At 75.3% G+C, this 17582-nt stretch carries 16 protein-coding genes; 3 read left to right on the forward strand and 13 right to left on the reverse strand.

What is annotated here, in order from left to right:
• The 10 genes from RSE42_RS06270 to RSE42_RS06315 are packed head-to-tail and all read right to left on the reverse strand — an operon-like array spanning window position 1 to window position 9806.
• A complete protein-coding gene (locus RSE42_RS06270; protein WP_409141052.1) occupies window positions 1-885 on the reverse strand; it encodes a CoA transferase subunit A in 885 nt (294 codons plus the stop codon).
• Window positions 882-1973 (reverse strand): alpha/beta hydrolase, encoded by a 1092-nt coding sequence (locus tag RSE42_RS06275; protein WP_415298250.1) that lies wholly within the window; start codon window positions 1971-1973, stop codon window positions 882-884. Before RSE42_RS06275 ends, RSE42_RS06270 begins: the two co-directional genes overlap by 4 nt.
• Window positions 1940-2734 carry a 3-hydroxybutyrate dehydrogenase gene (locus tag RSE42_RS06280; protein WP_137280200.1) on the reverse strand — a complete coding sequence of 265 codons (795 nt, stop codon included), beginning with the start codon at window positions 2732-2734 and terminating at the stop codon, window positions 1940-1942. Before RSE42_RS06280 ends, RSE42_RS06275 begins: the two co-directional genes overlap by 34 nt.
• Complete coding sequence (locus RSE42_RS06285; RefSeq protein WP_415298252.1) at window positions 2731-3429, reverse strand: TetR/AcrR family transcriptional regulator; 699 nt, start codon at window positions 3427-3429, stop codon at window positions 2731-2733. Before RSE42_RS06285 ends, RSE42_RS06280 begins: the two co-directional genes overlap by 4 nt.
• Window positions 3426-5015: a class I adenylate-forming enzyme family protein gene (locus tag RSE42_RS06290; protein ID WP_415298254.1), complete on the reverse strand. Its 1590-nt coding sequence runs from the start codon at window positions 5013-5015 to the stop codon at window positions 3426-3428. The genes RSE42_RS06285 and RSE42_RS06290 overlap by 4 nt, the downstream gene beginning before the upstream one ends.
• Window positions 5012-6169 (reverse strand): branched-chain amino acid ABC transporter permease, encoded by a 1158-nt coding sequence (locus RSE42_RS06295; protein ID WP_363371609.1) that lies wholly within the window; start codon window positions 6167-6169, stop codon window positions 5012-5014. Before RSE42_RS06295 ends, RSE42_RS06290 begins: the two co-directional genes overlap by 4 nt.
• Window positions 6166-7041: a branched-chain amino acid ABC transporter permease gene (locus tag RSE42_RS06300; protein ID WP_076405207.1), complete on the reverse strand. Its 876-nt coding sequence runs from the start codon at window positions 7039-7041 to the stop codon at window positions 6166-6168. The genes RSE42_RS06295 and RSE42_RS06300 overlap by 4 nt, the downstream gene beginning before the upstream one ends.
• Window positions 7038-7817 (reverse strand): ABC transporter ATP-binding protein, encoded by a 780-nt coding sequence (locus RSE42_RS06305; RefSeq protein ID WP_076405208.1) that lies wholly within the window; start codon window positions 7815-7817, stop codon window positions 7038-7040. The genes RSE42_RS06300 and RSE42_RS06305 overlap by 4 nt, the downstream gene beginning before the upstream one ends.
• Entirely contained in the window at window positions 7814-8590 is a 777-nt protein-coding gene (locus RSE42_RS06310; protein ID WP_085388287.1) for an ABC transporter ATP-binding protein, read from the reverse strand. The genes RSE42_RS06305 and RSE42_RS06310 overlap by 4 nt, the downstream gene beginning before the upstream one ends.
• 1 nt (window position 8591) lies before the next feature.
• Complete coding sequence (locus tag RSE42_RS06315) at window positions 8592-9806, reverse strand: substrate-binding domain-containing protein (RefSeq protein ID WP_415298258.1); 1215 nt, start codon at window positions 9804-9806, stop codon at window positions 8592-8594.
• 281 nt (window positions 9807-10087) lie between these two features.
• Here RSE42_RS06315 and RSE42_RS06320 point away from each other — a divergent pair, with 281 nt between their 5' ends.
• Window positions 10088-11575: a PHB depolymerase family esterase gene (locus RSE42_RS06320; RefSeq protein WP_415298260.1), complete on the forward strand. Its 1488-nt coding sequence runs from the start codon at window positions 10088-10090 to the stop codon at window positions 11573-11575.
• Between the two features lie 20 nt (window positions 11576-11595).
• Here RSE42_RS06320 and nhaA read toward each other — a convergent pair whose 3' ends face one another.
• The 3 genes from nhaA to RSE42_RS06335 form a co-directional block, all read right to left on the reverse strand.
• A complete protein-coding gene (gene nhaA / locus RSE42_RS06325) occupies window positions 11596-12912 on the reverse strand; it encodes a Na+/H+ antiporter NhaA (protein WP_415298262.1) in 1317 nt (438 codons plus the stop codon).
• A gap of 161 nt (window positions 12913-13073) precedes the next feature.
• On the reverse strand, window positions 13074-13628 hold the full coding sequence (locus RSE42_RS06330) for a DUF1697 domain-containing protein (RefSeq protein ID WP_415298264.1): 555 nt from the start codon (window positions 13626-13628) through the stop codon (window positions 13074-13076).
• Window positions 13625-15079: an amidase gene (locus tag RSE42_RS06335; protein ID WP_415298266.1), complete on the reverse strand. Its 1455-nt coding sequence runs from the start codon at window positions 15077-15079 to the stop codon at window positions 13625-13627. The genes RSE42_RS06330 and RSE42_RS06335 overlap by 4 nt, the downstream gene beginning before the upstream one ends.
• 212 nt (window positions 15080-15291) lie before the next feature.
• On the opposite strand from RSE42_RS06335, the gene RSE42_RS06340 reads away from it, so the two are divergent.
• Both RSE42_RS06340 and RSE42_RS06345 read left to right on the forward strand, forming a co-directional pair.
• Window positions 15292-15912, forward strand: coding sequence for a PadR family transcriptional regulator (locus RSE42_RS06340; RefSeq protein WP_051028208.1), 621 nt, complete (start codon window positions 15292-15294; stop codon window positions 15910-15912).
• Window positions 15909-17549 carry a DHA2 family efflux MFS transporter permease subunit gene (locus tag RSE42_RS06345; protein WP_415298268.1) on the forward strand — a complete coding sequence of 547 codons (1641 nt, stop codon included), beginning with the start codon at window positions 15909-15911 and terminating at the stop codon, window positions 17547-17549. The genes RSE42_RS06340 and RSE42_RS06345 overlap by 4 nt, the downstream gene beginning before the upstream one ends.
• Window positions 17550-17582 lie beyond the last annotated feature (33 nt).

The following is a 17582-nucleotide window of genomic DNA, read 5'->3' on the forward strand; positions in this document are numbered from 1 at the left end:
TCAGCCCTCCTTCGTGCTGGTCGCGGTGCCCGACGGCGCGGGCGCGGGCTGGTCGGTCGGGGCGGCCGAGCGCACGGTGCGGCGCTCGATGCGCTTGGGCACGTCCGGGCCCACCTCGACGACGCGGTGCACGAACACGCCGGGCAGGTGCACGGCGTCGGGGTCGATCTCGCCGGGCTCGACGAGCTCCTCGACCTGCGCGACGCACACGCGGCCCGCCATCGCGGCCAGCGGGGAGAAGTTGCGGGCCGACCGGTGGAACACGAGGTTGCCGTGCCGGTCGCCGCGCAGCGCGTGCACGAGCGCGAAGTCCGTGGTGATCGCGTCCTCGAGCACGAACTCTGCCTCGTCGGCGAACGCACCGTCGCGACCGCGCGGCCCGACGCCGAACGTGCGCACCTCCTTGGGCGCGCTGGCCTGCGCGACGCCGCCCGCGCCGTCGTACCGCTGGGGGAGGCCGCCCTCGGCGACCTGCGTGCCGACGCCCGTGCGCGTCCAGAACCCGGCGATGCCCGCGCCGCCGGCGCGCAGCTTCTCGGCGAGCGTGCCCTGCGGGGTGAGCTCGAGCTCAAGCTCGCCCGAGAGGAACTGGCGCTCGAACTCCTTGTTCTCCCCGACGTACGAGCTCGTCATCTTCCGGATGCGGCCGGCGCCGAGCAGGACTCCGAGGCCCCAGTCGTCGACGCCGCAGTTGTTGCTCACGACCCACAGGTCGCGCGTGCCCTGGGCGAGCAGCGCCTCGATGAGCGCGATGGGGTTGCCGCACAGGCCGAACCCGCCGACGGCGAGCGACGCGCCGTCGGGCACGTCCGCGACGGCCTCGGCCGCGGACGCGACCACCTTGTCCAGCCCGGTCCCTCGTGGGGACGCGATCGTGGGGCTCATGCCGTGACCTCCTCGTCACTCGCCGGTCCGGGTCCGTCGCTCGTGACGGCGGCCAGGGCCCGCAGGGTCTCGCCCGCGACGGCCTCGACGCCGGGCGGGCTCATGATGATCGTGTAGTGATTGATACCCGCTACGTCGCGGGTGCGCAGCCCCGGCAGCCGCACGCGCCACACGGCGAGGTGCTCGGGGGAGTAGAGGGCCTCGGGCTCGTCGAGCAGGCCGCGGGGCGCGCGCAGCAGCACGAGGGGCACGTCGAGCGGGTGGTCGCCCGCGAGCGCGTCCGCGAGCGGCCCGCCCTCGTAGAGCTCGAGCGAGTCGGCGGAGACCGCCGCGCCCGACGACGCCGGACGCAGCGCGGGCGCCTCGCCGACGAGGTCGTAGTCGACGTACCCCGCGACGACGTCGGCCCACGGCTCGTCCCACGCGCTCGCGAAGGCGGGGTGCGCGCGCCAGAAGCCGCGGTACTCCTCGTGGTCGGCGAACGTGCGCTCGAGGCGCTCGACGGCCGGGCCGAGCAGGGCGCGCAGGACCTCGTCGTGCGTCGCGTCGGGCGCGAGCCCGGTCGGCGGCGGGAGCGGGATGCCGCCGTCGACGAGCACGAGCCGGGAGACGCGGCCGGGGTGGCGGTGCGCGAGCACGACGGACACGAACGCGCCCATGGAGTGCCCGAGCGCGACGACGCGGTCGATCCCCAGCGCGTCGAGGACCGTCGCAAGGTCGTCCGCGTGCGCCCCCATGCCGTACGGGCCCGGCAGGCCGTTGCTGCGTCCGCGCCCCCGCAGGTCGGGCGCGACGACGCGCACGCCCGGCAGCGCCGCGACGACGGCCGGCCACGCGCGGTGCGACGCCGTGATGCCGTGCACGGCGAGGACGGTCGGGACGGCGTCGTGCGCGGGGGGCGCGCCGCCGTCGGGCCGGGCGCCCGGCTCGGGTGCGGGCGGGCCGACCGGGTCCCACACGCCGACGCGCAGGCGCCCGCCCGCGACGGGGACGTCGAGCGTCGCGTAGGTGTGGGTCGCGGCGGTGACGTCGTCCGGCGCGGTCGTCGCCGCGGTCACCGGGCGCTCCAGCCGCCGTCGATCGTCCACGACGCGCCCGAGACCATCGACGCGTCCGGGCCGGTCAGCCAGCCGACGAGCGACGCGACCTCCTCCGGCTCCACGAGCCGCTTCACCGCGGACTCCGCGAGGAGCACGGTCGCGAGCACCTCGGACTCGGGGACGCCGTGCACGCGCGCCTGGTCCGCGATCTGCTTCTCGACGAGCGGCGTGCGGACGTACCCGGGGTTGACGCACACGCTCGTCACGCCGTGCGGGCCGCCCTCGAGCGCGGTCACCTTGGACAGGCCCTCGAGCCCGTGCTTCGCGGACACGTACGCCGACTTGAACGGCGACGCCACGAGGCCGTGCACGGACGACACGTTGACGACGCGCCCGAACCCGCGCGCGTACATCCTCGGGAGCGCTGCCCGGACCAGCAGGAACGGCGCCTCGAGCATGATCGCGTGCAGCAGGCGGAAGTCGTCCGGGCGGAAGTCCTCGATGGGGCTCACGCGCTGGACGCCCGCGTTGTTGACGAGGACGTCGACGTCGAGCGTGAGGTCGTCAAGCGCGCGCGTGTCGGCGAGGTCGACGACCCACGCCTCGCCGCCGAGCTCGTCCGCGAGGCGCTGCGCGCCGTCGGGGTCGACGTCGGCGACGGTCACGTGCGCGCCGCGCGCGGAGAGCTCGCGCGCGCACGCGGCGCCGATGCCGCTCGCGCCGCCCGTGACGAGCGCGCGGCGCCCGGCGAGCGTCGGGGCGCCGGGTCCGGCGGGGATGCCTGCGGGGACGGTGGCGGCGACGGTCATCGCGCGTCTCCTTCGGTGTCGGTCGAGGTGGCGGGCCCGGTCCCGGTCGGTGGAGTGGCCCGCGGCGCGGCGAGCGCGCGCTCGATGAACTGCATGGTCTGCTCGAAGACGTGCGGGGGGACCTCGGCGGCCGCGGTGTCGTACGACGGCGGCTCGGCGCTCTCGTCCCAGCGCCCGCCCCACAGGACCCAGCGCATGCCGACGATCTCGCCGATGCCCATGAGCGCCCACGCGGCGACCTCCGGGTCGACGTCGTGGCCGACCTCGCCGTTCGCGCGCGCCTTGTCGAGCCCGGTCATGTAGCCCTCGACGATGCGCGCGTAGTGGCGGCGCAGCGCCCCGGGCGAGACGAACTCGGCCTGCCGCACGATCCGGTAGAGCGCCGGGTGCTCGGCGGTGAAGCGGAAGAACGCCTCGAAGCCCGCGCGCTCGGCGGCCAGGCGCGTCGTCGCCTGCGAGCTCGCCTCGATCATCGCGTGCCGCACGCGGCGGTTGAGGTCGTCGACGAGCTCGTCGAACACGTCGATCTTCGACTCGAAGTACAGGTAGAACGTGCCCTGCCCGACGCCCGCGGACTCGGTGATCTTCACGATCGACGCGTCGTGGTACCCGACCTCGGCGAACACCTGCTCGGCCGCGGCGAGGATCTTCGCCCGGGTGCGGTTGCCGCGGGCGGTGCGGGGCTGGGTGCTCATGAGTCCTCCGGGACGGTCACGCGCTCGGCGAGCGAGCGGCGCGACACCTTGTGCAACGACGTGCGGGGCAGGGACGGGACGAGGTCGAAGCGGCGCGGGACCTTGAAGTGCGCGAGCTCGCGGCGGCAGAACGCCTCCAGCTCCTCGGCGTCGGTGGGGTGGCCGGCGCGCGGGACGACGAACGCGGCCCCGACCTCGCCCCACCGGTCGTCGGGGACGCCCACCACCGCCACGTCCGCCACCGCGGGGTGGCGGCGGAGCACGGCCTCCACCTCGGACGGCGTGACGTTCTCGCCGCCGACGATGAAGACGTCCTTGAGGCGGTCGACCACGCGGTAGCACCCGTCGGCGTCGCGCTCGACGAGGTCACCGGTGCGCAGCCAGCCGTCGCGCAGGACGGCGGCCGTGGCGGCCTCGTCGCGGAAGTACCCGGCGAACACCCCCGGTCCGCGGACCAGCAGCTCGCCCGCCGCGGGCCCGTCGAGGTGACGGCCCGTCACCGGGTCGGCGACGGCGACCTCGACGTGCGGGTACGGCGTTCCGGCCGAGCCGCTGCGCTCGCGGGCCTGGTCGTCGGGCAGGCACAGCACGTTGGGGCCCGCCTCCGTGAGCCCGTAGCCCTGCGAGAGCGCGACGCCGCGGCGGTGCCACGTGCGCAGCAGCGGCTCCGGCATGGGCGCGCCGCCCACGACGGCGTGCCGCAGCGACGACAGGTCGGCGTCCGCGAAGCCGGGGTGCTCCGCGAGGAGCAGGTAGTTCGTCGGGACGCCCATCATCGTCGTGACGCGCCGCTCGGCGACGAGCTGGAGCACGCGCTCGGGCTCGAACGTGCGCTCCAGGACGACGGTCGCGCCGGTCCACCACGCGAGCAGCGGCTGGATGTTCCACCCGCCCGCGTGGAACTGCGGCAGCACGCTCAGCACGACGTCGTGGCTCGTCAGCTCGACCGTGCGCGAGAGCGACAGGTTCGTCCAGAAGCAGTTCGCGTGCGTGAGCAGCGCGCCCTTGGGCGTGCCCTGCGTGCCGGACGTGAACACGAGGAGGAGCGGGTCGTCGTCGCGCACGGGCCGGCGCTCCGGCGCGGGACCCCGCCGTGACGGCGGCGGGACGTGCGCCTCGACACCGCTGCGCCCGAGCTCCGCCCGCCGGGGCGGGCGGCCGGGCCGCTCCCCGTCGAGCCGACGCAGCGGGTCGAGCCGGTCGAACGCCGAGTCCGCGAGGCCGGAGAACTCCTGCTCCACGAGCACCAGCGCGGGGTCGGCCTGCTCGACCTGGGCGGCGAGCTCGCCGGGCGACAGCCGCCACGACAGCGGCGCGAGGACCAGCCCGGCCTGCGCGCATGCGAAGAACAGCACGACCTGGTCGGCGCTGTTGCCCGTGACGGTCGCGACGCGGTCCCCGACGCCGTAGCCCGCCTCCCGGAACGCTGCCGCCAGGCCGCTCGCGCGCTCGTGCAGGTCGCGGTAGCGCAGGGTCACGCCGCGGTCGTCGACGGCGACGCGGTCGGGCGTCGCGAGCGCGCGGTCGCGCGTCCAGCGCCCGAGGGTGTGCAGGCCGTCCTGGGCGTCCTGGTGCTGCGTCGTCATGCCACCTCCTCCAGGCGCTCGCGGGCCTCCTCCCGATCCTCCCGCGGGCGGCGGCGCGCGGCGAGGCGCGACGCGGCGCCCGCGATGCCGCCGGGCAGGAACATCACGACGAGGATGAAGAGGGTCCCGAGCAGGAACAGCGGCTCGCTGAGCGGCACGCGCAGCACGGCCGGGAGGTCCGCGACGGCCGCGGAGCTCGCGAGCGTGCCGAGCCGCTGGTCGAGGATCGTGTAGAGCACGCCGCCGACGATCGCGCCCCACCGGGACCCGACGCCGCCGAGCACGACCATGACGAGCAGCGTGAGCGTGAAGTCGGCGGACGTCGCGCGCGGCACCGCGCCGGACTGGAGCAGCAGGTACGCCATGCCGACGACGGTCGCGAGCGTCGCCGCGAGGACGAACACGAGGAGCTTGACGAGGTAGGGGCGCCCGCCGATGACGCGCACGCGCATCTCGTTCTCGCGCGTCGCCGCCGCGACGTGCCCCGCGCGCGACCGCTCGACCCACAGCACCACGAGGTAGACGACGACGAGCACGGCGAGGGCGAGCCAGTAGAGGTTGCGCGTGTTGAGCACGCCCACGAACGCGTCGGGCACGTTCCGGGTCGCGAGCGCGAGGCCCTCCTCGCCGCCGGTCGTGCCGCCGGGGTTGCGGCGCACGAGCACGTTGCCCGCCTGGGCGAACGCGAGGGTGACCATGGCGAACGAGATGCCCGTGACACGCAGCGAGACGGCCCCGACGACGTGCGCGAGGACGATCCCGCCGACGAGCACGAGCGCCGCGGCCGGCAGGAGCGGGATCTCGGTCGTGTCGAGCACGATCGCGAGCCCGTACAGCCCGGCCGCGAAGTACAGCGCGTGGCCGAAGCTCAGCAGCCCCGCGACCCCGAACAGCAGGTGGTAGCTCAGCGCGAGAGCGCCGATGAGCCAGCACATCGCCATCATCTGGAGCGCGCCGGGCGTGTACGTCGGGCCGGGCAGGACGCCCGGCACGTGGAGCGCGAGCAGCGGGAGGCACGCGAGCACCGCGACGAGCGCGACGCCCGCGAGCGTGCGGACCAGCGTGCCCGACGGCGCCCGGCGGGCGGGTCGGTCGGCGCGCGGTGCGTCGTCGGCGGGGGTGGCCGGGGCCGGGGGAGCGGTCTGGGTGGTCATGCGGCTGCCCTCCCGAGGAGGCCGGTGGGACGGACGAGGAGCACGAGCGCGAGCAGGAGCACGACGAGCAGGTCGCCGTAGCCGAGGTAGTAGTTCGCGAACTGCTGCAGGACCGCGACGAGCACGGACGCGACTGCCGCGCCGGTCAGGGAGCCGAGCCCCCCGATGACGGTGACGATGAACGCGAAGATGAGCAGCGACCCGCCGAGGTGCGGGGAGACGTACCCGAAGTACTGCGAGGCGAGGACCCCGCCGAGCCCCGCGGCGGCGCCGCCGACCGCGAAGACGAGCGTGAACGCCTTGCGCACGTCGATGCCGAGCGCGGTGACCATGGACCGGTTCTCGACGCCCGCGCGGATGATGAGCCCGTAGCGGGTGCGCTGGAGGAACAGCACGATCGCGCCGAGCACGAGCGCCGCGGCGCCGATCGCGACGAACCGGTCGTTGGGCACCGGCGCGCCGGCCAGGTCGGTCGTGCCCTTGAGCCACGCCGGGCCGGAGATGAACTCGGGGTCCGACCCCCACATGCCCTCGAACAGCGCGACGGACGCGAGCGAGAGCCCGACGGTGACGAGCACCTGCTCGATGTGCCGCTCGTAGAGCGGGCGGATGAGCAGGAGCTCGGTGAGCGCCGCGGCCCCCGCCCCGACGACGGCCCCGGCGAGCAGCGAGAGCGCGAAGACGCCCCACGAGTCCGCGCCGAGGGAGCGTGCGACGAACCAGCCGCCGAACGCGCCGAGCGTGAGGAACGACCCGTGCGCGAAGTTGAGGACGCCCATGAGCCCGTAGATGAGCGACAGGCCCGACGCGACGAGGAAGTACAGCGCCCCGAGGCCGAGCCCCGTGACGAGGAGGAGGACGATCGTGCTCACCGGGCCACCGCCCCTTCGGTTCCGTGGTGGTCGACCTCGGCGTGCACGCCGAGGAGCTGCTGGACGCGGTCGGGGTCGTCGAGGAGCTCGCGCGCGGGACCGGTGTGCACGACGCGGCCCGCGTCGATCACGACGACGCGCTCGGCGAGCCGCTCGATGACCTCGAGGTTCTGCTCGACGAGCAGGATCGGGACCGTGCGGGCCGCCTCCGCGAGCGCGTCCGACACCTCGCCGACGATCCGGGGCGCGAGGCCCTTGGTGGGCTCGTCGACGAGGAGCAGGCGGTTGGCGTTGAGCAGGGCGCGCGCGAGCGACACCATCTGCTGCTGACCGCCCGAGAGGGTGCCCGCGCGCTGGGCGGCGCGCTGCACCAGGTCCGGGAACAGCTCCGCGACGAGCTCGCGTCGCGGGTGGGCGTCGCGCTCCGCGAGCCGCAGGTTCTCCGCGACCGTGAGCCCGGCGAACACCTCCCGGTCCTCGGGCACGTACCCGACGCCGCGCCGCACGATCCGGTCCGTGCGCTCGCCGTCGACGCGCTCGCCCGCGAGCAGCACCTCGCCCCGGCGCTCGATCAGGCCGAGCACGGCCTTGAGGGTCGACGTCTTGCCGACGCCGTTGCGGCCCAGCACCGCGGTGACGCCCGTGGCCGGGACGGAGAACGTCACGTCCTCGACGACCTGCTGGCCCGCGATGCGCGCGGAGAGCCCGCGCACCTCGAGGACGGGCACGTCGCTCCTGACCGCGGGCTGGGCGGTGCTCCTGCTGCTGCCGCTCATGCTGCCTCTCCTGCCGTGACGCCGAGGTAGGCGCTCTGCACCGTCGGGTCCGCCATGACGGCGTCGGGGGTGTCGCACGCGAGCAGCTCGCCGTGGTGCATGACGGCGACGCGGTCCACGAGCCCCAGCACGACGTCCATGTGGTGCTCGACCATGAGCACCGTGCAGCCGGTCGCGTGCAGGTCGCGGATGACCTCGACGAGGCCGGGCACGTCGGCCGACGACACGCCCGCCATGGGCTCGTCGAGCAGCACGACGCGCGGCTCGGTCGCGAGGAGCACCGCGATCTCGAGCTTGCGCTTGTCGCCGTGCGACAGGTCGCCCGCGGCGACCTCGGCGCGGCGCACGAGCCCGACGGTCTCCAGGTGCCGGTCCGCCTCCCGCGTCGCGGCGTCGCCGCGACGCGGGAAGCGCAGTACCGACAGGGCGCCGCCGAGGCGCCCCTGCGCGGCGAGCCGCACGTTCTCCCGGACGCTCAGGCGCGGGAACAGGCTCGACGTCTGGAACGTGCGGCCCAGGCCCGCGCGGGCGCGCGCGGCCACCGAGGTGGTCGTCACGTCCGCGCCCTCGAGGAGCACCGCCCCGCTCGTCGGGCGGTGGATCCCCGAGACCAGGTTGAAGAGCGTCGTCTTGCCCGCGCCGTTCGGCCCGATCACGCCGAGCATCTCGCCCTGCCCGACGGCGAGGCTCACGCCCCGCAGGATCCGCGCGCCGCCGATCTGGAGCCCGAGGTCGCGGACCTCGAGCGCGGGGAGGGTGTGCGGCTCGCCCACGTCAGCCCGCCTCGGCCGGCGCGACGTCGTCGCCCGGCACCTCGGCGACGAGCTCGGGGACCCAGCCGTCGCCCTCGGCCACGAGCTTCACCTGGTACATCGGCTGGACGAGCGCGTGGTCCGACGCGCGGACCGTCGTCGTGCCCTTGGGGCCGTCGAAGCTCCAGCCCTCGAGCGCGTCGACCATGGCGTCGACGTCGTCGCCGCCATCGGCGATCGCGTGGACGATCATCTGCGCGGCGACGAAGCCGTCGGGCGTGAAGAGGTCGGCCTGCTTCCCCGCCTCCTCGACGGACGCGAGCATCGCGGCCTCGACCTCGGTGCCCGCGGCGCCGGGGAAGTAGTGGTTGAGGAAGTCGACCTTGCTCGCCGCGGCGCCGTACGCGCCGTAGGTCGCGACGTCGCCGAGCCCGGTGACGACCGTGGTCGCGTCGAGGACGCCCTGCTGGTCGAGGCCCTGCCACATCGCGCCCGACGTCGCCCCGGCCCACGCGACGAACACGAGGTCGGGCGCGGCGTCGACGATCTGGTGCGCGAACGGCGTGAACTCCGTCGCGTCCTCCGGCACGAGCACGCTCGTCACCTCGGCGCCCTGCGCGCCGAGGACGGCCTCGACCGCGGCGAGGTTGCCCTGGCCGAACGCGTTGTCCTGGGCGAACACGACGACCTTCGCACCGTCCGGGTCGACGAACGTGCCGGCGGTCGCGACGTCCTGGAGCGACTGGCGCCCCGAGCGGAACGTGTAGTCGTTGATGCCCGTGAGCGCGTCGACCGCGGCGGGCCCGGAGATGTAGAGCACCTTGTTCTGCTCGGCCTGCTCGGCGAGCTTGAGCGCCACGCCGGACACGACCGTGCCGCCGAGGATCTGGTAGCCCTTGCCGATGAGGTCCTTGGCCTGCCCGACCGCCTTGTCGGGGTCGCCGCCGTCGTCGTGGAACGTCACGTTGACGGGGCGGCCGTCGACCTCGCCCGTGCCGTCGGTCGCGTAGTCGAGACCGGCCTGGAAACCCTCGTAGTAGGCCTCGCCGTAGGCCGCGAGCGGCCCGGTCTTGGAGTAGATGATGCCGACGTCGACCGGGTCGGCGCTCGTGCTGGTCTCGCCTCCGGTGCGGCTGCCGCCGCTCGCGTCGGTCGGCGCGCAGGCGGCGAGCGCGAGGCTCGCGGCCGCGAGCGCGGCGACGGCGAGCGCCGACCGCTGGGACTTCTTCGTCCGCATGACTTCGCCCTTCGTTGGGTGGTCCTGAGGGGGAGCGCCGCTCGAACATGAGAGGCGATTCAGGTTGCGGGAATCAGGGATCCCCGGGCGGCGCGGTGTCAACCCGCGTCGGGCGGGACAGTCGCGCGCGGTGCTGCGAGCCCGTCGGGCGGGGTGGCTAAGATATTGACAGGTGATTCAGGTCACACGTAACGTCCGGCTCGCCCGGGTCCGGCGCGCGACGGCGCGCGCCACGGTGCGCGAAGCGCCGACGGCGACCCGACCTCGACGTGGAGGTTCAGATGGTCAGGCACTCCCTCAGACAGTTCGCCCGCGCCCGCCGGAGCGCCGTCGCGCTCGCCCTCGGCGCGGCGCTCGCGGTCATGCTCGCCCCGCTCGTCACCGCACCGGCCACGGCCGCCGGGTCGTGGTCCCAGCGCACCGCCGGCGGGATGACGGTCGAGCTCTACCGGCCGTCGACGGCGCCCGCGCTCCCCGGCGGTCGGGCGCTCATGATCTCCCTGCACGGGTGCGTCCAGACGTCGCAGGTGCTCAAGAACGGCGGCAACTGGACCGCGACCGCCGACGAGCACGGCATGGTCGTCGCGATCCCCGCCGCGCCGAACGGCGGCGTCCTGCTCGGCTGCTGGGACTACTACGACACCAACCACAGCCGCACGAACCCCGCGCGGCACGACGACAACCTGCTCGACCTCGTCTCGACCCTGCTCGCGGACACGTCGCTCGGCATCGACCCGGACCAGGTCTACGTCAGCGGCCTGTCGTCCGGCGGCGGCCAGGCGATGGTCATGGGCTGCCTCGCGCCCGACGTGTTCGCGGGCGTGGGGATCGCGGCAGGGCCGACGGTCGGGACGACGTCGGGCCAGATCGGGAGCGTCGCGACGACGCTCGCGCAGGCGCGCTCGACGTGCCGGACCTTCGCGGTGACGCACGCGGCGGACTTCGGCTCGCAGGTGACGTCCGTCGTCTTCGGCAGCGCCGACACGACGGTCGCGACCGGGTACGGGACGCTCAACGCCCAGGTCATGGCCGACCTCTACGGGGCCGGGACCACGTCGTCGTTCTCGCTCGCCGGGCTCGCGGGCACGAACCGCGCGGGCACCGGGACGCTCTGGTCCGACGCCGCCGGCCCGCGCGTCTCGCTGGTCCAGAACACCGGGCTCGCGCACGCGTGGCCCGCGGGCGGCGGCCCCGGCGGGTCCTACGTGTCGACGAACAGCGTCGACTACCCGGCCTACCTCACCGACTTCCTGTTCGCGAACAACCGGCGCGTCGACCGCGACCCGGGCCCCGACCCGGATGTCACGGCGCCGACGGTCGCGATCACCGCGCCCTCCGCGGGCGCCGCCGTCTCGGGGACGGTCCGCGTGGAGGTCGCGGCGTCCGACGACCGCGCGGTCGACCGCGTCGAGCTGAGCGTCGACGGCGCGGCGCTCGCGACGCTGCGCACCGCCCCGTACGGGTTCGACTGGGACACGACGGCGCTCGCGGCCGGCTCCCACGTGCTCACGGCCCGCGCGGTCGACACGGCGGGGAACGCGTCGACCGCGCAGGTCACGGTGACGGTGCAGGCGCCGACCGGGCCGTGGTGCGGCACCGCGACGAACGCGCAGCACCGGGCCGCGGGGCGCGCGATCTCCTACGGCGTGAACCCCTACAACCCGTACTACGCGGTCGGCTCGCTCGCGTACCTCGGGCAGGGCGACGCGACGGTCACGACGCTGCGCGAGGCCGCGCCCGGCCGGTTCGAGGTCGCCGCCGCCTGCTGAGCAGGGCGGGCCCGCTCGGGCTAGTGCTCCAGGCGGTCCTTCGGGTCACCGATGAAGTCGGTGACGTCGTCCGGGAGGTCGTCGCGGTTCATGTCGTTCGAGCGGGCCCGGCGGGCGTCCCAGCGCAGCGCGAGCGCGGCCAGCACCGCCGCGATCGTGGACGCCGCGAGGATCGCGATCTTGGCGCCGTCGGTGTGCTCGGCGTCGGGGAACGACAGCTCCGCGATGAGGAGCGAGACGGTGAAGCCGATGCCCGCGAGGAACCCGACGGGCAGGAGGTCGCGCACCCCGATGCCGGCCGCGAGCCGCAGCGGCGTGAAGCGCGTGACGAGCGCCGTGACCCCGAGCACGCCCACGAGCTTGCCGACGACGAGGCCGAGGACGATGGCGAGCACGACGGGCTGCGTCAGCACCTCCCCGACGGGCGTCTCGCCGCCCACGATCGAGACGCCGGCCGCGAAGAACGCGAACACCGGCAGCGCGACACCCTGCGAGAGCGGGCGCACCGTGTGCTCGAAGCGCTGCGTGCGCGACTCGCGCTCCCCGTGCACCGCGAGCGCCGGGACGGTGAAGCCGAGCAGGACGCCGGCGATCGTGGCGTGGACGCCCGACTCGTGCATGAACGCCCAGGCGACCACCGCGACGGGCAGCAGGAGCCACCAGCGGGTGCGGCGAGCGCGCACGAGGACGGCGTAGAGCGCGACGGCGAGCAGCGCGAGCCCGAGGTAGCCCCACTGCAGCTCCGCCGTGTAGAAGATCGCGATGACGACGATCGCGAGCAGGTCGTCGACGACCGCGAGCGTGAGCAGGAACGTGCGGATCGCGACGGGGAGCCCGCGGCCGAAGACGGCGAGCACGCCGAGCGCGAACGCGATGTCCGTCGCCGTGGGGATCGCCCACCCGTGCAGCGCGCCCGGGTCGCCCGTGGTCAGCAGGACGGCGACGAAGATCAGGGCCGGCACCGTCATGCCGCCCATCGCCGCGAGCACGGGGACGCCCGCCTGCCTCGGGTTGCGCAGGCTGCCCGCGACGAACTCCTGCTTGAGCTCGACGCCGACCACGAAGAAGAAGATCGCGAGCAGGCCGTCGGCCGCCCACGTCGACAGCGTCAGGTCGAGGTGCAGCGGGGAGGACGGGCCGACGACGGTGCTCGACAGGGCGAGGTAGGACTCGCGCCAGGGCGAGTTGGCCCAGACCAGCGCGAGCAGCGCCGCGCCGATGAGCAGGGCGCCGCCCGTCGTCTCGCGCCCGACCCAGCGGCGCAGGCGTGCACCGGGGGAGGGGCGGTCGGTCGGCGGGGTGGCCGAGGGGCCGGAGGGCAGGGCGGCGTGGGTCATCGTGCTCCCGGGGTCGCTGTCGTGTCGCACGGCCGCGTCGCGGACCGTGGCCGACCAGACTTCCCGGCACACCGCCCACGATTCTACGGGGCGGCGCACCCCTCGCGGTCGACGTGTCCGGCTCGCGGTCCAGTCTCCTGGCGCTCGTCCCGCCGCGCGCGTCAGGGCGGGGTGTCCTCGGCGAGCGCGAGGAGGCGCGTCGTCGTTCTCCAGTTCCGGCCGGTCACCGGGGTCCCGGCCGCCTTCGCGAGGACGGCCGCCGTCAGCCTCGACCGACCGACGCCGTCGGGGTAGGCGACGTAGAGGACGCCGTTCGCGACGACGGCGCGCTCGGTCGTCAGGCGCGGCCCGAGCGTGGCGGCGGCGTCCGGGTCGACGGGCTCCTCGCCCACGTGGACCAGCAGCCCGGCCGGGCGCTCGGCGGCGTCGTCGGGCAGCGGGTTGCCGCGCACGATCTTCCGGAGGCGCTCGGTCGTGAGCACGGCCACGGCGGCGTCGACGCCGAACCGCTCGGCGACGCCGTCGTGCAGGAGGCGTGCGACGTCCGCGGGCGACGACGCACCGGACGACCCCGGCCCGACGACGAGGTTCCCGCTGTTGACGACCGTGCGGGCCCGCGTGAGCCCGAGCTCGCCCGCGAGGTCCCGCAGCGCGGTCGACGGGACCTTTCGCCCGCCCACGTTCACGGCGAACAGCAGGCAGGCGTACGCCGTCACGACGACGTCCCCGGGCGACGGTGGGACCACGGCGCGGCCTCCTCGAGCCGCGCCGCGAGGGTCAGCAGCAGGGCGTCGTCGCCGTGGTCCGCGCCGAGCATGACCCCGACGGGGACGGTCGCCGCCGACCCGTCGGGGTCGGTGACGTGCGCCTCGCCGAGCGGGAGGGAGACGGCGGGCCGCCCCGTGAGGTTCCAGACGCTCGTCCAGGGCGTGAACGCCGTCTGCGCCGCGAAGTCGGCGGCCGGGTCGTCGTCGACGCGCTGGCTGCCGACGAGCGCGGGCGGCTGCGCGAGCGTGGGGGAGAGCACGACGTCGACGCCCGACCACGCGGCGGCGACCTCGCGCGTGAGCTGCTGCACGCCCGCGAGCGCCGTCGCGTACGCGAGCCCGCTCACCGCGCGCCCGCGCTCGCGCAGCCACCGCGTGAGCGGCACGAGCAGGTGCTCGCGCTCCGGCGGGACGGGCGCCTGGAGCGCCCCGACGGACCACAGCGCCGCGAACGCGTCCCAGCGCTCGGCCCCGAACGGGGGCGGGATCTCGACGACGTCGTGCCCGAGCCGGACGAGGAGCTCCGCCGCCGCGCGGGCGGCGTCGGCGCACGCCGGGTGCACGGGGGCGTCGGCGGCGATCACCGGCTCCAGCAGCAGCCCGACGCGGAGCCGCCGCCCGTCCGGCGGGGCGCCGAGCCGCGCGGTGAAGGTGTCGCCGGGCCAGGGGCGCGCGAGCACGTCGAGGAACGCGGCGGTGTCGCGGACCGACCGGGTGAGGACGCCGTGCGTCGCGAGCCCCGCGCCGTCGACCCCGTACGGGCCCGGGCTCACGAGCCCGCGCGACGGCTTGAGCCCGACGAGCCCGCACGCGCTCGCGGGGATGCGCAGCGAGCCGCCGCCGTCGCTCCCGTGCGCGACGGGGACGACGCGCGCCGCGACCGCGGCGGCCGCACCCCCGCTCGACCCGCCCGCGGACCGCGCGAGGTCCCACGGGGTGCGGGCGGTCGGGCCGACGTCGGGCTCCGTGTAGCAGGGGAGGCCGAGCTCCGGGGTCGAGGTCTTGCCGACCATCACCGTGCCGGCGCGCCGCAGGAGCGTCACGACGCCGTCGTCGTACGGGGCGGGGAACGGGTCGATCGCGGCCGAGCCCGCGCGCATCGGCACGCCCTCGACCATCGTGAGGTCCTTGACGGGGCAGGGGACGCCGAGGAACGGCGGGAGGCCGTCGCGGGGACCGGCCCGGCCGTCGCGCCGCGCCGCCACGAGCGCGTCCTGCGCGGCGAGTGCCTGCGTGCGCGCGAGGTCCGGGGTGAGCACGGTGAAGGCGCCGACGGCGGCACCGACCCCGGCGGCGGCGTCGAGCGTCGCGTCGAGGACCTCGACGGGGGAGACGTCGCCGGCGCGCAGGGCGCCGGCGAGCGCGGTCGCGTCCAGGTCCAGGAGCTCGGGGGCGCTCATGGCTCGTGAACCTACGCGCGCCGTCGCACCCGCGCGACCCCGCCCCCCGCGACCCCCCCGCGCGCGCGACCTCCGCGACGCCGCGCGTGCCGGCCTCGGCGGTCGACACCGGCCGGGCGCGGGCGTATATTCCAACCGGAATATTCCAGCCGGGCGTGAGCTCCCCACCCCCCCCCCGGCCGGCCACCCTCCACCCCGTCCCGGAGACCACCGTGACCTCCCCGCGCCTCAGCCCCACGGCGACCCTCGTGCTCGCCGTGCTGCTCGAGCAGCCCATGCACCCGTACGAGATGCTCGTGCGCCTGCGCAAGCGGCGCGACGACCGCCTCGTGCGGCTCAACCCCGGCGCCGTCTACCACGCGGTGGACCGCCTCGAGCGGGACGGCCTCGTCGAGCGCGCGGGCGTCGACCGGGACGGCAACCGGCCCGAGCGGACGCTCTACGCCATCACCCCGGCCGGCGTGGCCGCGCACGACGCCCGCACGCGCGACCTCGTCCGCGAGACGCCGCGCGAGTACCCCGCCTTCCCCGTCGGGCTCGCGCTCGTGCACGACCTCCCGCGCGAGGACGCCCTCGCGCTGCTCCGCGAGCGTCGCGCGGCGCTCGCGGCCGCGATCGACGGGGTGCGCGAGCGCCTCGACGACGTGGTCGCGCGCGGCCTGCCCCGCCGCTACCTGCTCGACGCCCACTTCGAGCTCCACCAGACCCGGGCCGAGATCGCCTGGCTCGACGCGACCGTCGCGGACGTCACGTCCGGCGCGCTGAGCTGGACCGAGGAGCCCGGGCCCGCGTTCCGCCACTCCCGCACGACCTCACCTCAGGAGTCCTCGTGACCACTCCCGCCCCGGGCACCGGCCCGGCCCCGGCACCCGTCGAGGCCGGCGCGCGCGTCGTGCCCCTCGTCGACCTCCACGGCCGCAGCGCCTGGAGCATCCTGCCGCCGCTCATCCTCGGCTTCTTCATGATCATGGTGGACACCACGATCGTGAACATCGCGGTCCCCACGCTCCAGCGCGAGCTCGACGCGTCGCTGGTCGCGGTCGGCTGGGTCAACAGCGCCTACCTGCTCTCGTACGCGGTGCTGCTCCTGCTCGCGGGTCGCCTGGGCGACCGGTACGGGCCCAAGCCGGTGTTCGTCGTCGGCCTGGCGGTGTTCACGCTCGCGTCCGCGTGGTGCGGGCTGTCGGGCTCGATCGGGATGCTCATCGCCGCCCGCGTCGTCCAGGGCGTCGGCGCGGCGCTCATGACGCCGCAGACGATGGCCATGATCACGCGCGTGTTCCCGCCGCGGCAGCGCGGCGCGGCGATGGGCCTGTGGGGCGCGACGGCGGGCGTCGCGACGATCGCCGGCCCGCTGCTCGGCGGGCTGTTCGTCGAGTCGTGGGGCTGGGAGTGGATCTTCTTCGTCAACGTCCCGGTCGGGGTCGTCGCGCTCTGGCTCGCCCTGGTGCGGCTCCCGCGGCTCGCGACGAACAAGCGCTCGTTCGACGTGGTCGGCGTCGTGCTGTCCGTCGTCGGGCTCTTCGCGGTCGTCTTCGGGCTCCAGGAGGGCGAGACGTACGACTGGGGCACGATCACCGGGCCGGTCACGGTGTGGGGCGTGATCGGCGTCGGCCTGCTCGTGCTGGCCGCGTTCGTGCTGTGGCAGCGCCGGCTCGGCGACGACGCCCTGCTGCCGCTGCGGCTCTTCCGCTCGCGCAACTTCTCGCTCGCGAACGTCGCGGGCATGTCCGTGTCGTTCGCGATGATCGGCATCTTCTTCCCGCTGACGATCTTCCTCCAGTCGATCCTCGGCCTGTCGCCGCTGCACGCCGCGCTGGTCAACCTGCCGGGCTCGCTCGTGTCGGGGATCGTCGCGCCGCTCGCCGGGCGCCTGTCCGACCGCGTGCCCGCGAAGTGGGTCGTCGCGACGGGGTTCGGCGTCCTCGCGGTCGCGATCGGCTGGCTCGCGGCGGTCGTCGGGCCGGGCGTGTCGGTCGTGACGATCGTGCTCCCCATGACGCTGTTCGGCATCGGCACCGGGTGCGTCTTCTCGCCGCTCGCGAACCTCGCGACGTCGGGCCTCGACCACCGCACCGCCGGGGCAGGCGCGGGCGCCTTCAACACGACGCGCCAGGTGGGCGGCGTGATCGGGTCGGCGGCGATCGTCGCGACGCTCACCGCGCGCCTCGCGGTGACCCTCCCCGCGGCCGCGCGGGACGCGGCCGCGTCCCTGCCCGAGCAGTTCCGCCAGCAGTTCGTCGACGGGTTCGCGAACGCGGGGTCGCTCCAGGGCGGCCAGGGCGGGTCGTTCGACCTCCCGCCGGGCGTGCCCGACGACGTCGCGCGCCAGGTCACGGACGCCGCGACCACCGCGTTCCACCAGGGCTTCGCGACCGCCGTCGGGCAGACGCTCGCGGTCACGGCCGTGGTGCTCGTGCTCGGGTTCGTCGCCGCGATCGCGATGGCGCCGAAGCACGTCGAGCACTGACCTGTCCGGGATCGACCCGACCGTCACGACGTC

The sequence above is a fragment of the Cellulosimicrobium sp. SJTW-1 genome (assembly GCF_047716875.1).
Taxonomy (GTDB): Bacteria; Actinomycetota; Actinomycetes; order Actinomycetales; family Cellulomonadaceae; genus Cellulosimicrobium; species Cellulosimicrobium funkei.

Excerpts from the sequence above, each read along its gene's own strand:
- RSE42_RS06320 (WP_415298260.1), top strand. The coding sequence starts at position 10,088 with ATGGTCAGGCACTCCCTCAGACAGTTCGCCCGCGCCCGCCGGAGCGCC.
- RSE42_RS06290 (WP_415298254.1), bottom strand. The coding sequence starts at position 5,015 with ATGACGACGCAGCACCAGGACGCCCAGGACGGCCTGCACACCCTCGGG.
- RSE42_RS06335 (WP_415298266.1), bottom strand. The coding sequence starts at position 15,079 with ATGAGCGCCCCCGAGCTCCTGGACCTGGACGCGACCGCGCTCGCCGGC.
- RSE42_RS06305 (WP_076405208.1), bottom strand. The coding sequence starts at position 7,817 with ATGAGCGGCAGCAGCAGGAGCACCGCCCAGCCCGCGGTCAGGAGCGAC.
- RSE42_RS06295 (WP_363371609.1), bottom strand. The coding sequence starts at position 6,169 with ATGACCACCCAGACCGCTCCCCCGGCCCCGGCCACCCCCGCCGACGAC.
- RSE42_RS06315 (WP_415298258.1), bottom strand. The coding sequence starts at position 9,806 with ATGCGGACGAAGAAGTCCCAGCGGTCGGCGCTCGCCGTCGCCGCGCTC.
- RSE42_RS06280 (WP_137280200.1), bottom strand. The coding sequence starts at position 2,734 with ATGACCGTCGCCGCCACCGTCCCCGCAGGCATCCCCGCCGGACCCGGC.
- nhaA (WP_415298262.1), bottom strand. The coding sequence starts at position 12,912 with ATGACCCACGCCGCCCTGCCCTCCGGCCCCTCGGCCACCCCGCCGACC.
- RSE42_RS06285 (WP_415298252.1), bottom strand. The coding sequence starts at position 3,429 with ATGAGCACCCAGCCCCGCACCGCCCGCGGCAACCGCACCCGGGCGAAG.
- RSE42_RS06270 (WP_409141052.1), bottom strand. The coding sequence starts at position 885 with ATGAGCCCCACGATCGCGTCCCCACGAGGGACCGGGCTGGACAAGGTG.